The organism is Brucella pseudogrignonensis, assembly GCF_031454375.1.
Classification (GTDB): domain Bacteria; phylum Pseudomonadota; class Alphaproteobacteria; order Rhizobiales; family Rhizobiaceae; genus Brucella; species Brucella pseudogrignonensis_A.
Map to the genome: position 1 here is coordinate 1,482,830 of NZ_JAVDQT010000001.1, position 24,764 is coordinate 1,507,593.

Here is a 24,764-nt window from a genome sequence, read left to right on the forward strand (position 1 = left end):
CCATTTGCGATTTTGCACGTGGCGATTCCGCACGTCGAGTTAAATTTCGGTAATGCTCGCAATGCTCCAGAACCAGCCAGAACCAGATTGTTTAAACTCAGAACTGCAATTGCCGTTGGAATTATCTTTTGCGGGCATATATAGATGGCAACATTTGTAACTATATTATTTATTCAGAAACTACCCTGATGGAATGTTGCATCTCCTGCGAACAATCCGTCGATATGGATTGTGCGTATGACGGCCATTGAAAAGACCATGGAATCCGGTGGAGTTGCAGCAGAGATTGCTGCGCGAGCACCGGCTATGGCCTCAGCGCAAGACGACAAAGTTTCGCCCACGCATTTCACAAGACTGCCTTGGCGCAACCGTCTATCCAACAAACTTCTCATTCTGACAGCGCTCGCCGTACTCATCGCCGAAGTTCTGATTTTTGTACCCTCCGTCGCCAATATGCGTGTGCGCTGGATGAACTCGCGTCTTGATACAGTGGAAGCGGTCAGCGAAGTGCTCGTTGCCAGCGGCAATATAGATATTCCGCGTGAAGTGCAGGACAAGGTTCTGCTTGCCACCGGCACCAAAGCAATTGCTTTGCGGAGTGCAGGCGCCTCCAATTTGCTTGCTATGAGCGAAATGCCCGGCCCAATCGATCAGGTGATCGATCTTAACAATATCAGCGAAGCGGCTGCCATTTGGGATGCTTTTGGCACTCTGTTTAACGGCGGCAACCGAACTTTGCGAATTTATGGATCTGTTCCACCCAATGATCCATCAGGGCAGATTATTGAAATCGTTACCTCGGACGCACCGCTTCGCCACGCGATGCTTAGCTACGCGATCAACGTCGCTCTGATCTCCTTGCTCATCTCGATTATTGCGGCGAGCCTTATCTATCTCATCATCCATGAGATGCTGCTGCGGCCTGTCCGCCTTATGCATCGCAATATGATTGACTTTGCGTTATCGCCCGACAATCCAACCAAGATTCTGGTGCCAGAAGATCGCAAAGACGAGTTTGGTGTGGCTCAGCGCCAGATCGCGCATATTCAGGCAGACTTGCAACGCACACTCAAAGAACAGAAACATCTTGCTGATTTGGGTCTTGCCGTTTCCAAGATCAACCACGACATGCGCAACATTCTGGCATCGGCACAGCTCATGTCTGACAGGCTTGCCGACACGGAAGACCCCGCAGTCAAACGATTTGCGCCAAAGCTCATTCATACATTAAGCCGTGCGATCAGCTATTCCGAGAGCGTGATGGCTTATGGCCGCTCACAGGAACTGCCGCCTGCCCCGCGCCGCGTCAAGCTGCACACTATCATTGAGGATGTGCGTGAGACACTGAACGTCGACAAAGAAAACGGCATTGAGTTTGAGAATCTGGTTACCGAAGATTTTGAGCTCAATGTCGATTCCGAACAGCTCTTTCGTGTTCTCTGCAACCTATGCCGTAATTCGGTACAGGCCATGGAACGTGACAGACCAAGCGACGTATCAACCGTTAAGCGGCTAACCCTTTCCGCAGGGCGTATTGGGACAACAGCGATCATCGGTGTTGAGGACACCGGCCCCGGCCTACCACAAAAGGCACGCGACAACCTTTTCACTGCGTTCAAGGGATCGACCCGCAGCGATGGGACGGGCCTTGGTCTGGCCATTGCTCAGGAACTGGTTCGCGCGCATGGCGGAACCATCGAATTACGCGAAGATCGGCCTATTGGAGCGCATTTCGAGATTCGTCTGCCTGACTTGTCCAATTGGCATGACAAAAAGCATAGCCGCTCTGAGGCAACTTAGCCTAATTTTGCCTTTCGCCGAAAAAATGCACGTAAAATCATAACGTTGAACCACTGATTCCCATCAGAAATGATAGCTGTGTGAGCATCTGGTGAGGTTTCTTCCATTGCTACCTAGTTTTCCACATTCTAAAGTATGCGGGAAAAGCCCGGAAAACCGGGCTTTGACAAAAAAACTTCACAGAACTTCATTTTTTTCCAAGAAGGCGCTTGCTTTTAGCATTGGGGCCGATTATCAACCGCCCATCGCCGCAGACGACGCGGCACACAGGCAAGCACCCGTAGCTCAGCTGGATAGAGCACCAGACTACGAATCTGGGGGTCAGAGGTTCGAATCCTTTCGGGTGCGCCATTCTTTTCAATAGGTTAAGCAAATAAACAACAGACACCGCTCCAGCGGCCGTCGGTTACTATTCGCTCGGCTTATTGTTTAAAATCACAATCCACATCGAACAAATGACCCATACGATTTTTCGTGGTTGAAACCTGCGCGATTAAAAAAATCAAAAAGCCAGAGTGCTTTTCACACTCCGGCCTCTCAAACTGATTCCGCTTTCACAGATCAGATAATCAATGATGCACCATGTCGTGCGCGATATCTTTGCCGCTTAATGAAGACGGATAATAAGTCGGCCAGTTTGTAACTTCTTTGAGCAGAGCCGCACGATCATTGCCCCAATAGAGATGGTAGTGATCGGCCTTTTCCGGCGCTATGCGGTGATCGCTGAACTGCATATATTCAGGCGCAGAACTATCGCCCTCAACCTTCTTAAAGATGAAACGAACGCCGCGATTTCCCTTGGCATAGGTCAGAACTTCATGGCCATCGCTGGCGTATTTGCCGGTGGACGCTTTATCGCCTTTATAAAATGAAACTTCGTCACCCTTAATGACGATGCGGTCCACATCCGTCCGATAACCAATCTCATAATAGTCGGCATATTCCTTGGCGCTCTTATCGCCATGCTCCGCCTTGTGCGCGAAAACAGCATCAAGCGTTCCGTCTTTCAAATATGGATAAACTGACTGCCAATCACCCGCCCAATCGGAAAGCTGACGGTCCTTGACCTGATTGTCCTCGAAATAACCGTTTGCAGCGTTCTTTTCGTCTTTGTGCGCGTGGTCATGCGAATGCGAATGAGTGTGACTGGACACAGATTTTTCCTTTGTCTCCGCCAGAGCCTGCCCTGCGAAAGCCAGAGCCGCGCACAGACTAACCGAAGTCAGCAATTTTACCATATCTGTTATCTCCTGATATTTAAGTTATGTAATATCGTTACATTTTGGGAGATAGACGTTCACACGACATTTGACAAGAAGAACTATCATCATGGGCAATTTATTAGGTGCCAGCGCGTGAAAAATAGGCGCACTTGCCTCAGCCATATTCACGGCAAGCAAGCGCTCCACGGCGAGCCCTGAGCGCCTGAGGCCATATTGTGAGCATACAGATAAGAGAGCCCGCAACTTGCGGGCTTTGTCTTATTCAGGTTTTAACGTCCTATCAGAGTGACCAAGATCGCGATCAGGCCAGACCAGATCACGCACGCGTTGCTTCAATACCTTGGCTTCCGGAAATCCGCCGTCACGCTTACGCTCCCAGATGAGTTCACCCTCACCATTCTCTAACTGGACGCGGATTTCAAATACACCACCTGTGCCGGGCCGCAATGCCACCTCGCCCAAGTCCTGCCCGAATGTCTGCAGCAACTCCTGCGCCAGCCATGCAGCCCGCAGCATCCAGTTGCATTGCGTGCAGTAGACGATGGAGATGTGGGGGCGATTAGTCATATTTATCCTAGATTAGGAGTAATACCAAGACTCCTCCAAAGCATTGGAGTTACTTTAAAAGCAGCATCTAATCCAATTTGGTTTTCAGCTATATGAGATTCATTTTTATAACAGGCCCGAAAAACATCACCCTTTGAGAGCTTCAACTCCACAGCTCCAACTTTATAAAAGACCGCGAGTAAGCTGGACGCAACATCCCTTAACTTCGATGGATTTTCCCGCCTAGAATAAATCTCGCACTGTCGCTCTACGCTATCCTTTAACTGCCCCTCTTTAGCGGCATCGTCTACCGCCAAACAAACATCCATAATTATTTCTCGAAGAGCTATTGTGCTAACATCATGCTTTCCAGTTCGACCTCGTAAAAATCCTAAGTAGATTTTGAGATGAGGGTGAAGTGTTTCCCATTCCCGACAAAGGGCATCAAATCGCTTTCGGGAATAGTTTGCTTCAGCCTCAGTGACATTTCTAGCAGAAATCGTTGGAGATCCAGCTGATATATCTAATATTGAGTTTAGAAAGGCAATAATATCCCTAGGCCGATACAAAGTTCTCTCAACTATATATTCAAAAGATTCAATTCTTCTAATGTCACTAGGGAAAATATCTGTAAATTTTACCCCCTGCTTTGTATAAGTTCTTTTGAACATAAACTCTATTCTTTTATCTACGACGTTCCTAAGGCTTCTTTCATTCCACCGAATGTCGCAAATCATGCCCTCATATTTTTCTGGCTGAATTCCTTCAACATTATCATCATTTATTGACCGCTCATAAAGGTCTGTTCTAAGAGCGATTATTACTTTAACATTTCGTAACTTCCGTAAAGATTTAGCAGACTCAATAAGAGACCTTATTAAACTATACTTAATGGAACTATCAACCCAATCCAAATCCAGTTCATCAATTATTACGTAATATTGCTTTTGACGGTTATTCATTATTTCATTTAAACTATCAATCGCGCGGGCCAACTCTCTCATCTGCATATCTGAGACAGCCTTCTGTGTACGCGCGATTATTTCTTTCCTCTGCGATGAAGAAAGATTCAGCTCAGATATCATTCCTGATTCTATTTTCGCAAAGTCAGCACCAAGCGTACTACGAAGTTCACTTTCCAATCGACCCGCAAAAGAATCTGAAATTTCTCTAATAGCTACATCATGCTCTATCCAGAACTTATCAGAATAATTCTCTAAGTATGACTTCATACCTGACTTTGCTGGAGATATACTATCCAAGGCAATATCAAAAATATTCCTACTTTCGAAGTATTTTTGAATTACCTTCGTACAAAATACATGCTTCCATAAATGCTGAAACAATAACGAAAGATTACAACCACTATCAAAAAGAAAAGATATAATATTTGAGTTGGCTATATAATCAAATGCAATATCTTTAGGGTCAAGCCTGATGCAATTACGATTAGTTGCCTCTATATTATTTAGAATAGCAGTTTTTCCAGTACCAGTGCGCCCTAACAGAATGCATTTTGGAGAAGCGAAATCTTTTAATTGATCAACGATAGGCAAATCAACAAAGCATTCTGATAAAAACTGACGATCGTCTTCCGCAGCCGGCTCGCCAATGTGAATACCCTGGCGCAGTATAATTTTGCTCATAAGCGACATGTAAGCTCCCCTAACCTATTTCAGGGGAGCATGATGTTATCAATCAGTCAAGCAACGTGATCAATCATCACCCATCTTGAGTGCCTGAATGAAGGCCTCTTGCGGGATTTCCACCTTACCGAACTGGCGCATGCGCTTCTTGCCTTCCTTCTGCTTGTCCAGAAGTTTGCGCTTACGCGAAATATCGCCACCGTAGCACTTGGCCGTTACGTCCTTGCGCAGCGCCGAAATGGTTTCACGCGCCACAATGCGTCCGCCAATGGCTGCCTGAATAGGAATCTTGAACATGTGCTGTGGGATCAGCTCTTTGAGCTTTTCGCAAAGCGCACGGCCACGCTTTTCAGCAGCCGAGCGGTGAACGAGCATCGAAAGCGCGTCCACTGGTTCTTCGTTCACAAGGATCGACATCTTGACCAGATCGCCCTCACGATAATCCGAGAGATTATAATCGAACGAGGCGTAACCCTTCGAGATCGACTTCAGACGATCGTAGAAATCGAACACGACTTCGTTGAGCGGCAGATCATAGGTGATCATCGCGCGCGGACCAACATAGGTCAGATCGATCTGGAGTCCGCGGCGCTCCTGACAGAGTTTCATGATCGCGCCGAGATAATCATCCGGCGTCATGATGGTTGCGCGAATCCATGGTTCTTCAATCGCTTCGATCTTCACAACATCCGGCATATCAGCCGGGTTGTGCAGTTCTTTTTGCGAGCCGTCCTGCATATTCAGGCGATAGACAACCGAAGGTGCCGTCGTGATGAGGTCGAGATCGAACTCGCGCTCAAGGCGTTCCTGAATAATTTCAAGATGTAGAAGCCCCAGGAACCCGCAGCGGAAGCCGAAACCGAGCGCCGCAGAGGTTTCCATTTCAAACGAGAACGACGCATCATTGAGGCGCAGCTTGCCCATGGCAGCACGCAGGTCTTCAAAGTCGGCAGCATCAACCGGGAAAAGTCCGCAGAACACAACCGGCTGCGCTGGCTTAAAGCCCGTCAAAGCCGCTGCTGTCGGGCGACGATCTTCGGTGATGGTATCACCGACGCGGGTATCAGCCACTTCCTTGATGGAAGCGGTGATGAAGCCCAGTTCACCTGGTCCTAGTTCATCCATCTGAACCATTTTAGGCGTGAAAACGCCGGTGCGTTCAACCGGATATTTCGCGCCTGTACCCATCATGCGGATGGTCTGGCCCTTTTTCAGCACACCGTCGATCACACGGACCAGAACGATAACGCCGAGATAACTATCATACCAGCTGTCGACCAGCATAGCCTTCAATGGCGCATTACGGTCGCCCTCTTTGGGAGGCGGCAGCTGCTCAACAATCGCTTCCAGCACATCAGGAATACCGAGGCCCGTCTTGGCCGAGATCATCACAGCCTTGCTTGCATCAATACCGATGACTTCTTCGATCTGGTTCTGAACGCGTTCAGGCTCTGCCGCCGGAAGATCAACCTTGTTCAGCACCACCACGATGTCGTGGTTGTTGTCGATGGCTTGATAGACATTGGCCAGCGTCTGCGCTTCAACGCCCTGTGAAGCATCTACCACCAGAAGCGAACCTTCGCACGCAGCCAGCGAACGCGAGACTTCATAAGCGAAGTCGACGTGTCCGGGGGTGTCGATAAGGTTCAGCACATAGTCCTCGCCGTTCTTCGCCTTATAGGTAAGACGAACGGTCTGGGCTTTGATGGTAATGCCGCGCTCGCGCTCGATATCCATCGAGTCGAGGACCTGGTCCTTCATCTCACGCGTGTCCAGCCCGCCCGTCAATTGAATGAGGCGGTCGGCCAGCGTCGATTTGCCGTGGTCGATATGGGCGACGATCGAAAAATTGCGAATATGGTCAAGTGGTGTGCTCATGCGCGCGATTTACCAGTAAGCCGCGAAATCTCAAAGCGGTATTGCATGTTTAATACGGGAAAAGCGGCCTTTGTCGCAGTCGTGACAACAAGTCCCCTTTGCGTTGTTGCCAAAAGGCGATAAATCAGCGCCAGAAAACATGCCGCAATGATCATGTCCGGCGTAATAATCAGGCTTTCATGCAGGAGTTCAGGATGAAGACCGAACCAAACGAAGTACACAATAAGCCGAAACTGGTCACCGTTTTTGGCGGCTCTGGCTTTGTTGGGCGTGCGGTCGTAGCAGCCCTTACCAAACGTGGTTATCGTGTGCGCGTTGCTGTGCGCAAGCCAGAGGTTGCCTATTATATGGCGCCGCTCGGCAATGTTGGTCAGATCCAGATGCTTCAGGCCAATGTTCGCAATCGCGCATCGGTAGAGCGCGCAATCGTCGGCGCCGATCACGTTATCAACCTTGTCGGCATTCTTTCGGAAAGCGGTAAACAGCGTTTCAACGCTGTTCAGGTTCTGGGTGCAAAGAACATCGCAGAAGCCACCAAAGCTGCAGGCATCAAGCTCACCCATCTTTCATCGCTTGCAGCAGATGCAAATTCTGTATCTGACTATGCCCGCACAAAAGCAGAAGGCGAAAAGGCTGTTCTGAGCGTACTGCCTGATACGGTCATCCTGCGTCCATCGATTATTTTTGGCCATGAAGATCGCTTTTTCAACCGCTTTGCCAATATGGCACGCTTCTCGCCATTCCTGCCGGTTGTCGGTGGCGGCGAAACCAAGCTTCAGCCAGTTTACGTCGGTGATGTTGCCGAAGCTGTTGCACGCGCCGTCGATGGTAATCTGACTGCAGGCACGATTTATGAATTGGGCGGACCAGACGTACAGCCATTCAAGCATTGGATGAAAGATATGCTCGGCGTCATCGCACGCAAGCGGATTATCTTGTCCATGCCGTTCTGGGTTGCTCGCATTCAGGCTTCAGTTCTCGGCCTGCTGCCAAATCCGCTGCTCACCAATGATCAGGTAACGTTGCTCAAGTCCGATAATATTGTCTCGGATCAGGCTACTAAAGAAGGCCGCACATTGCAGGGTATCGGCATTAAGCCTGAAGCCGTCGACGCCGTTCTTCCAGCCTATCTCTGGCGCTACCGTGTTGCCGGTCAATACACCAAGACCGGATTTGCGTGAGATTGCGAGACTAACGAATAAAGGGGCCGAAAGGCCCCTTTTCTTTTGTGCGGGCCGCTCCAGCCCTCCGCTATGGCTTCGGGCGTTCGTCGTTCAAAAAGCCAAATCGTTGGCTTTTTGTCCGCTACGCGGAACGCTCCTCACCCCCAGATGAAAAGTGCAGCCATTCCAAGCGAGCCAACTATCAGACGCCACCATGCGAACAGCTTGAAGCCATGGCGCGAAACATAGTCGAGCAAATGCTTCACAACGAACACGCCCGAAATAAACGCCATGATAAAGCCAACGACGATCAGCGCTGTGTCATTCATCGACAGCGAGCTGTGGCTTTTATAAAGATCATAGGTGAAAGCACCGGCCATTGTTGGCATGGCGAGGAAGAACGAAAACTCTGCCGCCGAACGTTTATCAGCCCCAAGCAAAAGTGCGCCAACAATCGTTGAGCCTGAGCGCGACACGCCGGGGATCATTGCAAGGCACTGCACAAAGCCAATCGCCAGACAAATCGGCAGCGGATAATCCATCACATTATTATAGCGAGGTTTAAGATCGAGCTGATCGACCCAGAGCAGAATAAAACCGCCAAGGATCAGCATAACGCAAACCAGCATCGGCGTTTCAAACAACACGCTTTTGATAAAGCCGTGTGCCATTGCGCCAATCACAGCTGCAGGCAGAAACGCCAACAGAATGCCGAAAACAAAGCGCCGTGTACGGGCATCGCGCGGAAAATCGGTCAGAATTTTGATGAGTTTTGACGAGTAAACCGTCAGGATCGCAAGGATTGCACCAAGCTGAATGAGCACCTCAAAGGTCTTACCATTCGATTCAAAGCCCAGAAAATGGCCGATCAGCAGCAAGTGGCCTGTCGACGAAACAGGGATGAATTCCGTCAAACCTTCGACCAGACCGAGAAAAGCGGCTTCCAGAAGATTATAAATTTCCATGAAGTCAGTACCTTAGAAGGTGGCAGGATAAAAATGGCGCATCTTGACGAGCTGTTAAGCATGAAAGTGCTACAATTAGCGCCTACAGCGATTGCTTGTCTCCATCAAGCTTAGCACCTATAACCTAAACATTCCGTTGAGGTGGCTTAAATCTCCTGACAGCAGAAAAACCTGCTGCCAGTGCAAATGCCAGCCACAATTCCTGAGCGGAATTCAATCAGAGCTTTTTTAGTCGAGAGTACCGCGTCGATTATGCTTACGCTTTTTCATCATCCTATGTCTTCAGGCTCGCGCTATGTGCGGCTTATTCTCGGTGAGTACGATGTTGAAGCGGAAATGATCGAGGAACGTCCGTGGTCGCGCCGCAAAGAGTTTCTTGCGCTCAACCCGGCAGCAACGCTTCCTGTGCTGTTGGCCGAACGTGACCTGCCGGTCGTCGGCGCAACCGTCATTGCAGAATACCTCGATGAAACACGCGGTGCGTTGAAGCGCAGCCGTCGCCTTTTGCCAGAAAGCCCGATGGAACGCGCCGAAGTGCGTCGCCTTGTTGATTGGTTTCTGCTCAAGCTCGAAAATGAAGTCACGCGCCACATCGCCCGCGAGCGCGTGTTCAAGCTGCAAATGGCCGACGAAATGGGCGGCAGTGCACCTGATTCAACCGCCATTCGCGCCGCACGAACCAATATTCGCCAGCACATGCGCTATATCGACTGGCTTGCGGCAACGCGCGACTGGCTTGCTGGTGGTCATCCGAGTTATGCGGATATGGCAGCGGCAGCGTCTATTTCCGTCCTCGACTATCTCGGTGAAATCGAATGGGGCGAGACAAAAGCTGCGCGCGACTGGTATGCTCGCATGAAATCGCGCCCTGCTTTCCGCCCGCTCCTGGCTGATCGTGTGCGCGGACTGGCTCCAGTGGCTCATTATGGCGACCTCGATTTCTGACAATAATCAAGCTGCGGAAAAAGCGCTCAAGCTCAAGCGGTTCCTGATCGAAGAAGCGAAAGCTGTCGGCTTTGATGCCGTGGCTTTCACTGGTCCTGATTCCATCCCGCAAGCGCCCCAGCGTCTTCGGCAATATATTGCTGACGGCCATCATGCCGATATGCTCTGGATGGAAGAAACCGAAGAACGCCGCGGCAATCCGAGCGTTTTATGGCCTGAAGTCCGGTCCATCATGGTGCTCGCCATGAATTACGGCCCGGACAGCAACCCACTCGAAATTCTCAAACACAAAGACCGTGCGGCAATCTCGGTCTATGCACAAAACCGCGATTATCACGACATCATCAAGGGCAAGCTCAAGCATGTAGCGAGCCGTTTTGCTGCGCGTGCGGGGCAAGATGTCAAAGTCTTTGTTGATACGGCTCCCGTGATGGAAAAGCCGCTGGCACAGGCCGCAGGGCTTGGCTGGCAGGGCAAACACACCAATCTGGTCAGCCGCGAACTTGGTTCGTGGCTGTTTCTCGGCTCAATTTTTACCACCGCTGACATCCCACCCGACCAGCCGGATCGCGATCATTGCGGCTCCTGCCGTGCATGTCTCGATGCCTGCCCGACAAAGGCCTTCCCATCGCCTTACAGGATCGATGCTAGGCGCTGCATTTCCTATCTCAGCATTGAGAACAAAGGCCCGATCCCGCTTGAGTTTCGCAAAGCGATGGGCAATCGCATCTATGGTTGCGACGATTGCCTTTCGGTCTGCCCCTGGAACAAGTTTGCGCAAGCGACCAGCGAAATGAAGCTGAAAGCGCGCGATGATCTCAAAGCGCCAAGGCTTGCCGATTTTCTCGCCCTTGATGATCCAAGCTTCCGCACGCTGTTTTCCGGCTCGCCCGTCAAGCGCATCGGACGTGACCGCTTTTTGCGCAATGTGCTGATTGCAACGGGCAATTCGAACGATCAGTCGCTGGTGTCTCAAGTGGAAAGCCTTCTCGAAGATCCCGCTGCTGTTGTGCGTGGAGCGGCTATCTGGGCATTCAAGCAACTGGCAGATGAAGAACATTTCAAAATTCTAAAAAATCGTCTGGCCTCAGCGGAAGAGGATGATACGGTGCGAGCAGAATGGAAATTGGAGGACTGTTAGAATGCGCATTTTTCTGTTTGGAGCCGGTTATTCTGCGAGAGCCTTTTCCCGCCTGATGACCGGAGAGGCAGAACGCATTGACGGCACCACACGTAACGAACAGAATTTCCCGCTCCTCGAAAAATCCGGCATAGCACCGATCATATTCGACGGTGAAACCGCTTCACCGGAACTCATTGACCGTCTCGCAAAATCAACCCACGTTGTTATCTCGATTTCACCGCGCGAGAATGGCGACCCCTCGCTTGCAATCGTTGAAGAAGCACTGTGTCGCCCCGGCAATACTATTCGTTGGATCGGCTATCTTTCAACGGTCGGTGTCTACGGCAATTTTGACGGCAACTGGATTGACGAAGCAGCAAAGCGCCAACCCGGCTCGCGACGTTCGCTTGAACGCGTTGAAGCAGAAGATGCATGGGAAGCGCTGAGTGAGCGCCATGGCACGCCAGTTGCTCTTTTGCGCCTGTCAGGAATTTACGGTCCCGGCCGCAACGCTTTCATCAATCTTGAACGCGGCACCGCACGCCGTGTTATCAAGGAAGATCAGGTCTTCAATCGTATCCATGTGGAAGATATTGCCGGATCATTGCGCTTTCTTGCAGGCACCAACACGGGCGGCGCATTCAACATCACTGACAATGAACCAGCGCCACCGCAGGACGTCGTCACCTATGCAGCAGAACTGATGGGCGTTGCCCCGCCGCCGGAAGTTCCGTTTAACGAAGCTGAGATGACCCCAATGGCGCGCTCATTTTATGGCGAAAACAAACGGGTCTCCAACCAGCGCATCAAAGCGCTGGGTTATGAATTTATCTATCCCGATTACAAAACCGCCTTTAGCATGATGTGGCGGGATGAGAACTGGCGCTAAAGCGTATCGCGTAAAAGTGGGAACCTGATTTGGCTAAAGACACGCGCAAAATAAGTGATTAATTGCCGTTTTAATCAACGCGAAGCATAATCCGCGCTATCCGTTCGAATGATTCGAGCAATATTTATTTGGAAACTGCCCATGGCTAAGAGATTCCTCTCCAAATTCTGGTCGCGTTTCGTCCTTGCAACCTGCCTTACGGCAATGATTGCGCCGGAATTCGCTGCGCAAGCTTTTGCGCAGGATGCACCCGCCAAACAGGCATTCGGTAGCAAAAAACTTCCAGTGGTAGCACAGGAGCCGCAATCCATTGGCTTCTATGCCAAGGGCTGTCTGTCCGGTGGCGTTGCGCTCCCGATTGATGGGCCAAACTGGCAGGTTATGCGCTTGTCGCGCAACCGCAATTGGGGCCACCCGCGCACAATTGGGCTTCTGGAAAAGCTTTCTCGCGACGCCGCAAAAGACGGCTGGCCGGGGCTTCTGGTTGGTGATATTTCGCAGCCGCGCGGCGGTCCGATGCTGACGGGCCATGCCTCGCATCAGGTCGGACTTGATGCCGACATCTGGCTCACACCTATGCCAAAGAAGCGCTTCACAGATGCCGAGCGCGAAAGCGTCTCTGCGGTATCGATGCTGAAAAACGATTCACTTTATGTCGATCCAAAGAAATGGACGCCAGCGCGCACCGCGTTGATCAAGCATGCCGCAAGCTATCCGGAAGTTGAGCGTATTTTCGTTCATCCCGGCATCAAGAAGCAGCTTTGCGACACCGTCACAGGCGATAGAAAGTGGCTTGGAAAAGTGCGTCCTTATTGGGGCCACTTCTATCATTTCCATGTGAGACTGCATTGCCAGCCGGGATCGCCTGATTGCACACCACAGCCGAAAGTCACCGGCGGCGATGGCTGCGATAAGTCGCTTGCATGGTGGTTTACAGACGAGCCGTGGAAGCCAGCAAAGCCATCCAAAGAGCCACCGAAAAAGCCAAAGCCGGTGATGGTTTCAGATCTACCAAAGGCTTGCGCTTCGGTGCTGAACGGCCCCTCACCTGATTCCATCGCAGATGTGATCTATAATGCCAATTAAAGCACGTAATAGAAAACATGCTTTTCACTGGCTTATGGCTTCGCTATAGCTTTCAAACGATTTAACAAGCCAATGACAAGGTTATCATTCCCATGTCCGAACGCCTGCGCATTGCACTGATTGCCCATGATCTGAAAAAGGACGAGATGGTTGCCTTCGCACGCAGCCACGAGAAGGCTTTGGCGCACTACGATATTGTGGCGACCGGCACGACGGGCGGACTTATTCAAGAAGCCTGTCCTTCTCTCAATATTCTGCGTGTCAAAAGCGGTCCATTGGGCGGTGATCAGCAAATCGGCGCAATGATTGCAGAAGGCACTGTGCAGGCATTGTTCTTCTTCATTGACCCGCTTTCACCACTCCCACATGACGTGGACGTGAAAGCGCTGACGCGCCTTGGCAGCGTCTATGACATTCCCATGGCGCTCAACCCTGCAACGGCAGACAGACTTATAAAAGTGCTGGATTAATAAGGCACTCCGGTATCGCCCGCCAATAATAAGAATAAACGAGACAGCAAGGCACATGATGATTAACGCTGACCAGAGTTTTAAGTTTCCCGTCCTTGTCGGCGACATCGGTGGCACCAATGCGCGCTTCGCGCTGCTTGTTGATTCTCACGCCGAACCAAAAGAGTTTCCGGTCGTTCAAACGGCTGACTATGCAACGATTGATGATGCAATCGAGCAAACAGTGCTCAACCACACATCCATTCGCCCACGCTCGGCAATTCTTGCGGTTGCAGGTCCGGTCGATGGCGATGAAATTGACCTCACCAATTGCGATTGGGTTGTGCGTCCAAAGCAGCTGATTGCCAATCTGGGCTTTGAAGACGTGACAGTTCTTAATGATTTTGAGGCACAAGCGCTCGCCGTTGTCTCAATTAATAAAGAATATTTGCATCAGATCGGTGGCAATGACGAAGAGATCGTCGCCACGCGCGTTGTGCTGGGACCAGGCACTGGCCTGGGTGTTGCAGGGCTTGTGCGTACCAGCAAGGCATGGGTACCCGTCCCCGGCGAAGGCGGCCATATAGATATTGGCCCACGCAGCGCCCGCGATTATGAAGTGTTCCCGCATATCGAGACGATTGAAGGCCGTGTTGCAGCCGAACAGATCCTGTGTGGACGCGGTTTGCGCAATCTTTATCTCGCAATCTGTGCTGCCGACAAAGTAACGCCGGTTCTTGATACGCCGCCAGACATTACCGCAGCTGGCCTTGATCGCAGCAATGCACAGGCTGTCGAAACGCTGGAACTTTTCGTTACCTATCTGGGACGCATTGCAGGTGATCTGGCGCTCGTTTTCAAAGCGCATGGCGGTGTCTATCTTTCTGGCGGCATTCCACAGCGCATTTTATCTGCACTTCAGGCCGGATCATTCCGCGCAGCCTTTGAAGACAAGGCACCTCACAGCCATTTCATGCGCGAAATTCCGGTACGCGTCGTGGTCCATCCGCTTGCTGCTTTGAGCGGATTATCCGCATTTGCGCGCGCGCCGACGCGGTTTGAAGTCGCCACCAAAGGCCGTCGCTGGCGCATCGACTGATGGGGCTTTTATTCTCAGGCATGGTCAAGCCACAAAGATAACGCTATAGAAGCGCTGCAAACAGACACCTATTGCGGCCTTTGGCTGCCAGATAAAAAGCACTTTGCCCGTGAGCTTATTCAAAAAGAAAAAGAAGAAGATCGACCCGAGCGAAGCCACGCGCGTCATTCGCCGCATGATGTCGGAGAACGCCAGCCAATATAAAGCAAGCTATGCTATCGCAATTATCGCCTCACTCATCGTAGGGGCGTCTAATGGTGCGCTTGCCTATATGATGAAGCCAATGATCGACAAGATTTTCTACGAACAGAAAATCGGCCTCATTTGGGTTATCTGTGGTGCTATTTTCGGCATTTTCGTTCTGCGCGGTCTTTCAAGCTATATTCAGGCCGTTGAGCTTGCAAAAATCGGTAACAATCTCGTAGCGCGCTACCAGAAGCGTATCTTCGATCATCTGCTGAAACTGGGCCTGGATTTTTACAACGATACGCGATCCGGTCATCTGGCGGCTCAGATAAATCAGAACGTAAATGGCATCCGTGATCTTCTCAACATGACGATCACATCGATAGCGCGCGATTTCGTTGCACTTATCGGCCTGATCGGCATGATGTTTTACACCGACCCGTTCATGTCGACAGTGGTTTTTCTCATCGGCCCACCGCTTGTTCTGGCTGTTGCCTATATTTCGCGCCGTATACGCGCCGTCACCCGCGATCTGGTTCATCTGAATTCACATCTTCTGGGTGCCATGCAGGAAACCGTGCAGGGTGTTGCTATTGTGAAAGCCTTCACAATGGAAAGCCAGCTGCAAAGCAAGATCGGTACACTGATTGATCAGGCTGAGAACCGTAGCAACAAGATTGCCCGAGTATCAGAGCGCACAACGCCTATTGCAGAAATTCTGGCCGGTTGTGCCATTGCTGGCGTGCTGGCCTATAGCGGCTATAATGCAATCCTCAATCAGCAGCCTCCCGGCTCAATGTTCGCTTTCATCACAGCACTGCTTCTGGCTTATGATCCGGCGCGCCGTCTTGCGCGTTTACAGGTCGGCCTTGAACGTGCACTCGTTAATGCACGCATGATCTATGAAGTGCTGGATATTGAGCCTAATCAGGGCGATGCACCTGATGCGGTCGCACTCAACCCCGACAAGGGAGAGATCGATTTCCAGAATGTGCATTTTGCTTACAGCGACGTTGCGCCCGTTCTGCATGGCGTGAACTTCATCGCCAAAGCAGGTCAGACCACCGCAATCGTTGGTGCATCAGGTGCTGGTAAATCAACGCTTATCAACCTTGTGCAGCGGTTCTACGATGTCACCGACGGCAAAATTCTGTTCGACGGACAGGATATTGCCAAAGTCACGAAACACTCGCTTCGCCATTCCGTCGCCTATGTCTCACAGCAGCCTTACCTGTTTGAAGGCACGATTGCCGATAATATTCGCTACGGACGCCCGGATGCGACACAGAACGACATTATCGAGGCAGCTAAGCTTGCCAACGCGCACGAGTTCATTCTGCAACAGCCACAGGGCTACGACACGCCCGTTGGTGAAAACGGCGTAACACTTTCAGGCGGCCAGCGTCAGCGCTTATCGATTGCGCGCGCAATTGTACGTAATGCGCCGGTGCTTCTACTTGATGAGGCCACATCTGCACTCGACAATGAATCAGAGCAGCGCGTCCAACAGGCGCTTGATCACATCATGCATGACCGCACGACCATCGTGATCGCGCACCGTCTTTCCACGGTCGTGAATGCCGACCGCATCATTGTGATGGAAGCAGGATACGTTGTTGAAGAAGGTCGTCATAACGATCTGATTCAAATACCGAACGGCGTCTATGCCCGCTTCTATGAACTTCAAGGCGGTAAAAGCACCGACCTCATCGGAAATGCGGCAACGGAGGAAAAGTCCATTGGCTGAGAATGCTGAAATCGGATTGGTGGTTGTTGGTGCGAATGGCCGTATGGGGCAGGCGCTTATCCGCGCTATCCATGTTATTGATGGGGCTCGCCTTGCGGGGGCCATTGCGCGTACCGGATCGCCATTTCTGGGCAAAGACGCTGGCGAAGTGGCAGGCGTCGGCAATCTCGGTGTCGCAATTACGGATGACCCGCTGCCCGTTTTTGCAAAAGCGCAGGGTGTCCTCGATTTCACCACTCCAGCCACTAGCGTTGATTATGCAGGTCTCGCGGCTCAGGCGCGCATCGCGCATGTCATTGGCACAACGGGCTTTTCAAACGATGACAACGAGAAACTTCTGGCGGCAGCCCGCCACGCAACAATCGTCAAATCCGGCAATATGAGCCTTGGTGTCAATCTTCTGTCCGGCCTTGTGAAAAAGGCTGCTCAAGCGCTTGGCCCTGAAGACTTCGACATCGAAATTCTCGAAATGCATCACAAGCACAAGGTCGATGCGCCATCGGGCACAGCGCTTCTGCTGGGTGAAGCCGCAGCCCTTGGCCGTGCAATCAATCTTGAGCAGAAAAGCGTGCGTGTTCGCGATGGGCATACCGGCCCGCGTGAGCAAGGCACTATCGGTTTTGCAACATTGCGCGGCGGTTCTGTCATTGGCGACCATGACGTCATTCTGGCTGGCGAAGGCGAGCGTATCACGCTTTCCCATCATGCGCAGGACCGTTCAATCTTTGCCCGTGGCGCTGTGAAAGCAGCGCTTTGGGCGCATGGCAAAAAGCCCGGCCTTTATTCCATGCTCGATGTTCTTGGACTTAACGACTAACTTATTTTATCCCAACGGAGTGCTGCGATGTCTCGTACCCTCGTCCTGGTCCGCCACGGCCAAAGCGAATGGAACCTCAAGAACCTGTTTACCGGCTGGCGCGATCCGGGCCTCACCGAACAGGGCCATGCTGAGGCTAAAGCTGCTGGTCAGCGCCTAAAGGCTGCTGGCCTTAAGTTCGACCTCGCTTATACATCGGGCCTTTCGCGCGCGCAGGTCACGTGCCAGCACATCCTCGACGAGCTTGGCCAGTCCGATCTCGAAACCATCCGCGATCAGGCTTTGAACGAACGCGACTATGGCGATCTGTCTGGCCTCAACAAGGACGACGCACGCGAAAAGTGGGGCGAAGAGCAGGTCCATATCTGGCGCCGTTCATATGACGTCCCTCCTCCAGGCGGCGAAAGCCTGAAAGACACGGGCGCACGCGTCTGGCCTTATTACCTGCACACCATCCAGCCACACGTTCTGCGTGGCGAAACCATTCTGGTTGCGGCACACGGCAATTCGCTGCGCGCGCTCATCATGGCGCTTGATGGCCTGACACCGGAAGAAATCCTCAAGCAGGAACTCAATACTGGCGTTCCGATCATCTACAAACTGAATGCCGATTCGACTGTCGCTTCCAAGGAAGTGCTTTCAGCATAAGGTTTTTTCGGGCGCGGAAGCTTCAAAGCCCCGCGCCCGATCTGCGTTTCCCAGCCTTTTTGATTACTTCAATCCGCAATGTGAAAAAAAGCTGATAGAAGTATGAAATCACGATTGACAGAAGCAGGCTGACCCCTTAGATCGGTCCTCGTCGCCCAGATGGCGGAATTGGTAGACGCACCAGCTTCAGGTGCTGGCGCTCGCAAGGGCGTGGAGGTTCGAGTCCTCTTCTGGGCACCATTTCCAAGTCTTCAGACCACTACCAAGGTCCAGAAGCACCCCAAAAAGCCCGCGCAAGCGGGCTTTTTTGTATCTTACGGTTGAATGTGGTTTCTCAAAAATTCAAGACGCAATTACCCGTAAGGGGCGCCGCCACCGCTCTTTCAAGTCAATACCGCGGCTGCAAACAGCCGCCGTATTCCAGCTCAATTTAGTTGTGACGAAAGCAGCGCCTATCTGTTTCACACCGTGCGCGCCGGAGCTTCGGCTTGAGTATTGCCACCCAGTTTTCGCAAGATGAAGTAGGTTAACGTGATCCCCAGCGTAGACAGCACGGTTGCGAGCATAAAGAGGTCAGCATAACCAAACTTGTCTGCCAGATAACCTGCCACTGAAGATCCAATCAGATAGATCAGCAGTTCTGCACAAGCGAGAATCGTAAAGTCTGTTCCGGGCTGATCGGACGAAGCAAACTTCATGAAAAACGAATAAATCGCGACCAGCTCCATATATCGCAGAAAGGTTTGAAAAGCCGAGGCAGCCATTGCAACCTCTACACCGGGCCAGATTTCACCTGCATTGAAGGTAAGCGCCAGAAAGCATACAGTTCGCGCCAATCCAAGAATAATAAGCGTAGAAAAAAGCCCGGTCGAGCGGATCAGGATCGCGGCCATGACGGCACCAACCAGTCCGGCTGTTGCCGCGGATGCACCTGAAAGATAGCCGATCCACGACAGCGGCAAGCCAATATCAACCAGATATGAGCCCTCCATCCCCCTAACCATCCCTTCACTTGCACGATAAGTCAGTGCAAATCCTAAGATATACCAGGCGTTTGGCTGCTTAAAGAAGCGCTTCAAACTGGGACGCGGCGCGGTTTCACTTGTTGTATTGTCTCGTTTCTCATCCATCCCAAACGCAGCAAGCAGTGGTAACAGAGAAAGGGCCGCTACGATCAGGATCGTAGGCCGCCAGCCAATCTTATGGAAGAGCACGAGCGCAAGTGTGCCGCCTATGATAACGCCAAGGGCCACAGCACCTGCCTGAATTGCATTGCCTGTAGCGCGCGTCTGATCATTAAGGCGACGCACCGCATAACCATCCGTCGCAATGTCCTGCAAAGACGACAGGAGCGTAATGCAGAAACAGATTGCAAATAGAGCCCCCGCCTGTTGCGGCTGAACCAGCGCCATACTGGCAATGCCGAGAGAGACAATAATCTGAGTGACAATGACCCAGCTTCTGCGATGCCCCCAGCGCTGAATAAGCGGATGTCGATCCACGAAAGGCGCAATAGCAAACTTGGCAATGAGCGGAATCATCAAAAGATAGAACAGCCCGATTGCGGTACGCGACGCACCCGATTCGCGCATCAATGGCGGAAGAGCGACGAGTAACAGATAGGTCGGTATTCCCTGTGCGAGATAGAGACCACCAAGAACGGCATAAAGGCGCGCATACGCGCCTTTATGCTCCTCAATAGACGGCAGCTGTGGTTCAGTCATCAGAATTTCTTGCTCACAGACAGCGCAAAGGTACGGCCACGACCTTTGTAGTCAAAGATTTCTTCAGGTGCCAGTGCACCATAAAGAGCCTTGGCGCGCGAGCCCCAAACCGTATTATATTCCTTATTGAACAGGTTCAGGACACCGAAATTAAGCGTCGTATCGATTTTCTCAACGCGATAAGAGCCCATCATATCGAACAGGGTGTAGCCTTCGATTTTATACCCGGCATAGTCATCAAGATTGAATACGTGCTGCCCCTGCAAGCGAAGGTTAAGCTGGTCATTGCCCCAACCAATATGGCCACCAAGTTTAGATACGCTGGCACTGCCAATCGTATCTTTGACCCAGTCACCATCATTCTTAACCTCGGTGCGCACCCACTGCCCTAAAGCGCCAATGTCAAAACCATGGCTGAGCTTCATGCCAGCCTTACCTTCAAAGCCATAAACCCTTCGGTCATTATCCTGCAATTCAACGGCAAGCGTGGTACGGTTGAGCACAATCGAACGGTCAGAGGTGGAGTAAAATCCAGCTCCCTCCAGGTTGTAAGTTCCGTCATCAAGGCGATAGCCAATTTCGAAGGAATTGGTTTTGATCGCTTCAAGCGCCGAGTCTGATACATTGACACTGCTAAGCAGGTTGTAATGCCCGCCAGACAGGGCATAAACGCCGACGCCATAATATTTTGCGGGATCGGGAAGCTCAAAGCCCTGACTGAAATTCGCATAGACTTGCTGCGTATCAGTCAAACTGTAAGTAGCACCGGCATTAAACAGGAAAGCGTCATAATCTACGTCTCCGCCTGACATCGAATCTGCCGAAGACGCCAGACCATTCAGAATAGCGATCTGCTGTGCCGCGCCGACGAAATCGCCAACTTTTGTCTTTGTGTACTGATAACGAACGCCGCCGCTGAATGTCAGCTTATCGGTCGCCTTGTAAGAGCCTTCAACAAATCCGGCCAAATTGGTCACATCGATCTTAGGGTAAAGACCTGTAACGCCCATTGTTTCAAAATTCATTGCCCCGGAAGCAAGTGCTGTCCTCATATCGAAGATATTTTGGCTGGATGAAAGCGAGTCTCTGTCGGCATCAATGCCGTAAGTGATGTTGATTTTTTCTGTCGGCTCGGAAATGACAGCAGCTTTCATACCATAATAATCGGTATCCTGAGAGCTGCCATAGAAATAGGTTGAACTCGGGAACGGATGAAAATTCATCTGTTCGCTGCGATAGAACCCTTGCACCAACAACTGCTGACCGAAAAAGTCATTGTCGGTATAGGTTGCATTGACCATAGCGCGACGGGTGCGCGGATTGAAATCCGATGTATAATTATCGCGCGTTTCAATGAGGCTTGGATTACGCAACCCGGCGAGATTCTGGCCGAAGTAAACACTATAATCGGACTTCTGTTCAGAGTTGAAAAGCTGGCCAGTGACTTCAAGCCTGCGATCAGCATCAATCTGGAAGCCAACATTGCCCATAAAATCAATACGCTGATTGAAGGCCGTTGAAGTCTGAGTAATGTCAGGCACAATCATGGTCCCGTCAGCATCATAGAATGCGCCGGTTCGATTGCCTGCTAAAGAAAGACGCGCGTCCCAGGCTTCACTGTTATAAGTGACTGCGGCGCCGCCATTCCGGTCAAAGTCCTGACTGGTCCTGAAACCGCTCTCGATACCAGCAGTAACTTCGGCATGCACACCTTGAGGCGCGTCTTTGCCTTTTTTGGTGATGATATTAATGATACCGCCAGTTGCATTGCCACCGTACAGCGACGTTGCACCGGACAGAACCTCAATTCGCTCAATGTTGAATGGGTCAATTGAATCAAACTGGCGGCTTAAGCCACGAGCGGAATTCATCGATATGCCATCAATCAACACAAGTGCCGTGCGTCCGCGAAGGTTTTGACCATAGGATGTGCGTGCACCCTGACTGGCAGGGTCAAAGCTTGGAATTTCCTGTGCAAGAATTTGCTGAATGGTTTCGCCCGAACGCGCACGCATTTCGATTTGCTGAGCATCTACGACATAGATGGTGCGGGCGGTTTCAGAAATCTGCTGTCCACCACGGCTGCCTGTCACTGCAATCGTGTCCAGAACCATAACGTCACTGGTTTTAGCAGCAGGGTTTTCAGCCTGAACCAATTCCTGCTTTTTGTCCTGCGCCATCGCATTGCCAGCGATGCTTCCAATTGCAATGAGCGTGAAAAGCGAAACGCCGTGATATTTACTGTGCATTATTCTCTCCGAAGAAGCGAAGACGCATTGCCTCGCTTATATGCGCGATTGTCAAACAAGACCATTGCAGTCATATTTAAATAATCTATAGGAACCTTGCTTGGAGAAAAGCGAACCTGAAGGGGACTAAAGTGAACCTCGAAGGCTGTAGAGAGTTGAAATGACAGAAGCGATTATGCCGCAAAAACTCGGAAATATAGCTTCAAGGGTGCCTGATGGTTTGCAACCCTGCCTTCAGATCCTGCGCGATATGATGGGCACCCCCTTGATAAGCCAAGCGAACGGCGATCTTTCATCCGTACGCGGACTATTCTGGAAACACCCTCTGTTGTCTTTGACAACGATCTACTTCCCGCTCAATCGAACCTTTTTGTCCGCACCGGGGTCACGAGAAGCAGGCATTTTAATTTTAAGAGCGATGAGCTGTCCTGTCTCGGTAGAACAAAAGGATAGCCGGATAAATATGGCGCGTGGTGACGTTGTTTTTGTTCCGTCAGACGCTCCGCTTTTGCTAACATTACCGACAGGTGGACGTCTTGATTGCGCATATATGCCGCGAAAGGCAGCGACACATGAGATTCCGGACATTGGTAAACTGTTCGGCAAGCCTCTGCCTTTCACACATCTGCCTTTACAGCTACTGGTGACCTATGCAGGTTATCTGCTGCAAAATGAGCATCAAAACGAACGCGATGCTGCAACAATGGTTCAACATTTTTATCAGCTATTGCCAATGTTGGTTGAGAATCTGCAGGCCATAAATAAGCAGGTTTCACCGATCAGACGCATCGAAACCATTAAAGAACAAATTGAAGAGCAAATTTCCAATAGCGATTTCTCTTTAATACAATTAGCGCAATCCGAGGGCATTACATCTCGCGCTATTCAAAAATTATTCAAGCGAGAAAACACCACCTTCTCGCGCTATCTACTACAACGGCGACTTGAGGTTGCGCGCTCAGTAATTGTGCGTGGCGATCAATCCGGCATTGCTCAGATTGCCTATAATGCGGGCTTCGACGACCCTGCGTATTTTAGCCGGGCATTTCGAAACCAGTATGGTTTTACGCCCTCAGTATTGCGTCAACAAGTCAGCCAGTATTTCAAGAGCAGTGCTTAGCGCTCTCAGGTGACTAAGGCTTAGCGATCAACCCATGTTGATGCAAAACCAGCGCAACTGCACCAAGCACGGTATCGTCATTACGCAGAAACTTGCCAATGATGAAGTTTGGTTTGCGAACATGCGGTGCATGTGTCGGCGGACGCACAGCATGTTTCTCGAAATTCTGCTCGACTAAACGCAGAAAGCTTGGTCCGATGGCCGCAATCTTTCCAGCAATGATAATATCAGGCGGGCTCAATATGGTTGAGGTGATGCCAATCGCCCAGCCAGCCATTTCAGCAGAATCCTGTATTAGCCGATCATAAGGTGAAACACCGGTCTGTGCATGTCTGATAAAGTCATCAAATGTGAGTTTTTCACCTGTAGCCTGCTCTGCCATCTGCATCAGATTGAAGCCACCTGCATAGGTTTCCAGACACCCACGATTGCCGCATTTGCAAAGAGGACCGTGCGGGTTGAGTGAAATATGACCAAACTCTGCAGCATTGCCATAAGCGCCGCGCTGAACAATCCCATCAATGACAATCGCACCGCCAATTCCAAGATCGAATTTATATAGAACGAAATTACTTAGACCAATGGCAGCACCCCAGGTCATTTCAGCCAGCGCGCCACAATGACTTTCGTTTTCGGCAAACAGTGGACACTCGATATGGGCGGAAAAAATTTCCGCAATATCAATGCCACACCAGGTCGGCAGAATAGACCCGTTCAACACGGTCCCCTCGTAAGAAACCGGGGCAGAAATCGCTAAACCGACGCCAAGCAAATCACGAATTGCAATATTAAGTTTCGCACATTCAACAGCCAGCTGGTCTCGAACGCAGATCGCAGCTTCTTGCGGAGTGTAATCTTCACGCATCTCGAACCAGATATCAGCAATAACATTATGGCCCAGATCACAGACCGCGATACGTATTTCCGCGAGCCCGAACAGAACTCCCACACAATAAGCTTGGGATGGGTTGAGCGATATAATTTTGGTAGGGCGACCAAAACCACGGCTTCGCGTTTCTGTTTCCAGAACGGCCTCGTTGATTTTAAGTTCAGTCAGGATTGTTGAGACTGTCGAGCGCGCAAGTCCCGTCTTCTTTACAATATCCGTTGCACTTGCTGAACCAAGGCTGGCGACCGTCCGGAGAATTTTTCCAACGGGAGATTCATGATCATCAAATATCTCTTTAAAGCCAACCATTAGTCCTCCAGCCGTATCCATGACGCGAATTACTCACAGGCGCAACTTATTTCGGCTTCGAATAAATATGCGAAACTAATGCACTTTATAACCTTATAAACCGCCATTTCCATCATACTTTTTTCGTATACGAAATAAGTATTGACAGATTTAAACAGTTTAGCGAAATTAGTTGGGAGGTCAGGCCGATGGAGGAGAACCAAGGAGCACTGATTTCGACATCGAATGTTTGGTGATGTGCAGTTATGGGACGGGTGAAAACC

General features: G+C 50.9%; 20 protein-coding genes and 2 tRNA genes. 14 read left to right on the forward strand and 8 right to left on the reverse strand.

Annotated features, from left to right (window positions below; translation table 11 throughout):
* Nucleotides 1-258 precede the first annotated feature (258 nt).
* Nucleotides 259-1,800, forward strand: coding sequence for a sensor histidine kinase (locus J2782_RS07455; RefSeq protein WP_404989610.1), 1,542 nt, complete (start codon nucleotides 259-261; stop codon nucleotides 1,798-1,800).
* 274 nt (nucleotides 1,801-2,074) lie between these two features.
* Nucleotides 2,075-2,151 (forward strand) — tRNA-Arg (locus tag J2782_RS07460).
* A gap of 218 nt (nucleotides 2,152-2,369) precedes the next feature.
* Here the strand turns inward: J2782_RS07460 and J2782_RS07465 are convergent.
* The 4 genes from J2782_RS07465 to lepA all read right to left on the reverse strand — a co-directional run bounded on the left by J2782_RS07465 (nucleotide 2,370) and on the right by lepA (nucleotide 7,093).
* Nucleotides 2,370-3,038: a metal-binding protein ZinT gene (locus tag J2782_RS07465; RefSeq protein ID WP_310010962.1), complete on the reverse strand. Its 669-nt coding sequence runs from the start codon at nucleotides 3,036-3,038 to the stop codon at nucleotides 2,370-2,372.
* A 243-nt stretch (nucleotides 3,039-3,281) separates the two neighbouring features.
* A complete protein-coding gene (locus tag J2782_RS07470; protein WP_310010963.1) occupies nucleotides 3,282-3,590 on the reverse strand; it encodes an Rdx family protein in 309 nt (102 codons plus the stop codon).
* Nucleotides 3,591-3,592: 2 nt separating this feature from the next.
* The gene (locus J2782_RS07475; RefSeq protein ID WP_310010964.1) at nucleotides 3,593-5,224 is read right to left on the reverse strand and encodes a P-loop ATPase, Sll1717 family; all 1,632 of its coding nucleotides are present in this window, start codon (nucleotides 5,222-5,224) and stop codon (nucleotides 3,593-3,595) included.
* Nucleotides 5,225-5,284: 60 nt separating this feature from the next.
* Nucleotides 5,285-7,093 carry a translation elongation factor 4 gene (gene lepA / locus J2782_RS07480; protein WP_310010965.1) on the reverse strand — a complete coding sequence of 603 codons (1,809 nt, stop codon included), beginning with the start codon at nucleotides 7,091-7,093 and terminating at the stop codon, nucleotides 5,285-5,287.
* 194 nt (nucleotides 7,094-7,287) lie between these two features.
* On the opposite strand from lepA, the gene J2782_RS07485 reads away from it, so the two are divergent.
* Nucleotides 7,288-8,274: a complex I NDUFA9 subunit family protein gene (locus J2782_RS07485; protein ID WP_310010966.1), complete on the forward strand. Its 987-nt coding sequence runs from the start codon at nucleotides 7,288-7,290 to the stop codon at nucleotides 8,272-8,274.
* A 140-nt stretch (nucleotides 8,275-8,414) separates the two neighbouring features.
* Here the strand turns inward: J2782_RS07485 and J2782_RS07490 are convergent, their stop codons facing one another.
* On the reverse strand, nucleotides 8,415-9,221 hold the full coding sequence (locus J2782_RS07490) for an undecaprenyl-diphosphate phosphatase (RefSeq protein WP_310010967.1): 807 nt from the start codon (nucleotides 9,219-9,221) through the stop codon (nucleotides 8,415-8,417).
* A gap of 252 nt (nucleotides 9,222-9,473) precedes the next feature.
* On the opposite strand from J2782_RS07490, the gene J2782_RS07495 reads away from it, so the two are divergent.
* The 10 genes from J2782_RS07495 (at nucleotide 9,474) to J2782_RS07540 (ending at nucleotide 18,450) form a co-directional block, all read left to right on the forward strand.
* Nucleotides 9,474-10,166, forward strand: a complete 693-nt coding sequence (locus tag J2782_RS07495; protein WP_094506302.1) for a glutathione S-transferase family protein — start codon at nucleotides 9,474-9,476, stop codon at nucleotides 10,164-10,166.
* On the forward strand, nucleotides 10,147-11,307 hold the full coding sequence (gene queG, locus J2782_RS07500) for a tRNA epoxyqueuosine(34) reductase QueG (RefSeq protein WP_310010968.1): 1,161 nt from the start codon (nucleotides 10,147-10,149) through the stop codon (nucleotides 11,305-11,307). The genes J2782_RS07495 and queG overlap by 20 nt, the downstream gene beginning before the upstream one ends.
* 1 nt (nucleotide 11,308) lies before the next feature.
* Nucleotides 11,309-12,178, forward strand: coding sequence for an SDR family oxidoreductase (locus tag J2782_RS07505; protein WP_310010969.1), 870 nt, complete (start codon nucleotides 11,309-11,311; stop codon nucleotides 12,176-12,178).
* Between the two features lie 141 nt (nucleotides 12,179-12,319).
* Complete coding sequence (gene mepA, locus J2782_RS07510) at nucleotides 12,320-13,264, forward strand: penicillin-insensitive murein endopeptidase (protein ID WP_310010970.1); 945 nt, start codon at nucleotides 12,320-12,322, stop codon at nucleotides 13,262-13,264.
* Between the two features lie 92 nt (nucleotides 13,265-13,356).
* Complete coding sequence (locus tag J2782_RS07515) at nucleotides 13,357-13,734, forward strand: methylglyoxal synthase (RefSeq protein WP_250039435.1); 378 nt, start codon at nucleotides 13,357-13,359, stop codon at nucleotides 13,732-13,734.
* A 58-nt stretch (nucleotides 13,735-13,792) separates the two neighbouring features.
* Nucleotides 13,793-14,812 (forward strand): glucokinase, encoded by a 1,020-nt coding sequence (locus J2782_RS07520; protein ID WP_310011129.1) that lies wholly within the window; start codon nucleotides 13,793-13,795, stop codon nucleotides 14,810-14,812.
* 109 nt (nucleotides 14,813-14,921) lie between these two features.
* On the forward strand, nucleotides 14,922-16,745 hold the full coding sequence (locus tag J2782_RS07525) for an ABC transporter ATP-binding protein (RefSeq protein WP_310010971.1): 1,824 nt from the start codon (nucleotides 14,922-14,924) through the stop codon (nucleotides 16,743-16,745).
* The gene (gene dapB / locus J2782_RS07530) at nucleotides 16,714-17,562 is read left to right on the forward strand and encodes a 4-hydroxy-tetrahydrodipicolinate reductase (RefSeq protein WP_310010972.1); all 849 of its coding nucleotides are present in this window, start codon (nucleotides 16,714-16,716) and stop codon (nucleotides 17,560-17,562) included. Before J2782_RS07525 ends, dapB begins: the two co-directional genes overlap by 32 nt.
* 27 nt (nucleotides 17,563-17,589) lie before the next feature.
* On the forward strand, nucleotides 17,590-18,210 hold the full coding sequence (locus J2782_RS07535) for a 2,3-bisphosphoglycerate-dependent phosphoglycerate mutase (protein WP_064321000.1): 621 nt from the start codon (nucleotides 17,590-17,592) through the stop codon (nucleotides 18,208-18,210).
* Nucleotides 18,211-18,363: 153 nt separating this feature from the next.
* Nucleotides 18,364-18,450, forward strand: a tRNA-Leu gene (locus J2782_RS07540).
* 221 nt (nucleotides 18,451-18,671) lie between these two features.
* On the opposite strand, the gene J2782_RS07545 is transcribed toward J2782_RS07540, so the two are convergent.
* A complete protein-coding gene (locus tag J2782_RS07545; protein ID WP_310010973.1) occupies nucleotides 18,672-19,934 on the reverse strand; it encodes a RhtX/FptX family siderophore transporter in 1,263 nt (420 codons plus the stop codon).
* Complete coding sequence (rhtA, locus tag J2782_RS07550; protein WP_310010974.1) at nucleotides 19,934-22,183, reverse strand: TonB-dependent siderophore receptor RhtA; 2,250 nt, start codon at nucleotides 22,181-22,183, stop codon at nucleotides 19,934-19,936. The genes J2782_RS07545 and rhtA overlap by 1 nt, the downstream gene beginning before the upstream one ends.
* 160 nt (nucleotides 22,184-22,343) lie before the next feature.
* Here rhtA and J2782_RS07555 point away from each other — a divergent pair, with 160 nt between their 5' ends.
* A complete protein-coding gene (locus J2782_RS07555) occupies nucleotides 22,344-23,303 on the forward strand; it encodes an AraC family transcriptional regulator (RefSeq protein WP_310010975.1) in 960 nt (319 codons plus the stop codon).
* Nucleotides 23,304-23,316: 13 nt separating this feature from the next.
* Here the strand turns inward: J2782_RS07555 and J2782_RS07560 are convergent, their stop codons facing one another.
* Complete coding sequence (locus J2782_RS07560; protein ID WP_310010976.1) at nucleotides 23,317-24,501, reverse strand: ROK family transcriptional regulator; 1,185 nt, start codon at nucleotides 24,499-24,501, stop codon at nucleotides 23,317-23,319.
* Nucleotides 24,502-24,764: the final 263 nt, after the last annotated feature.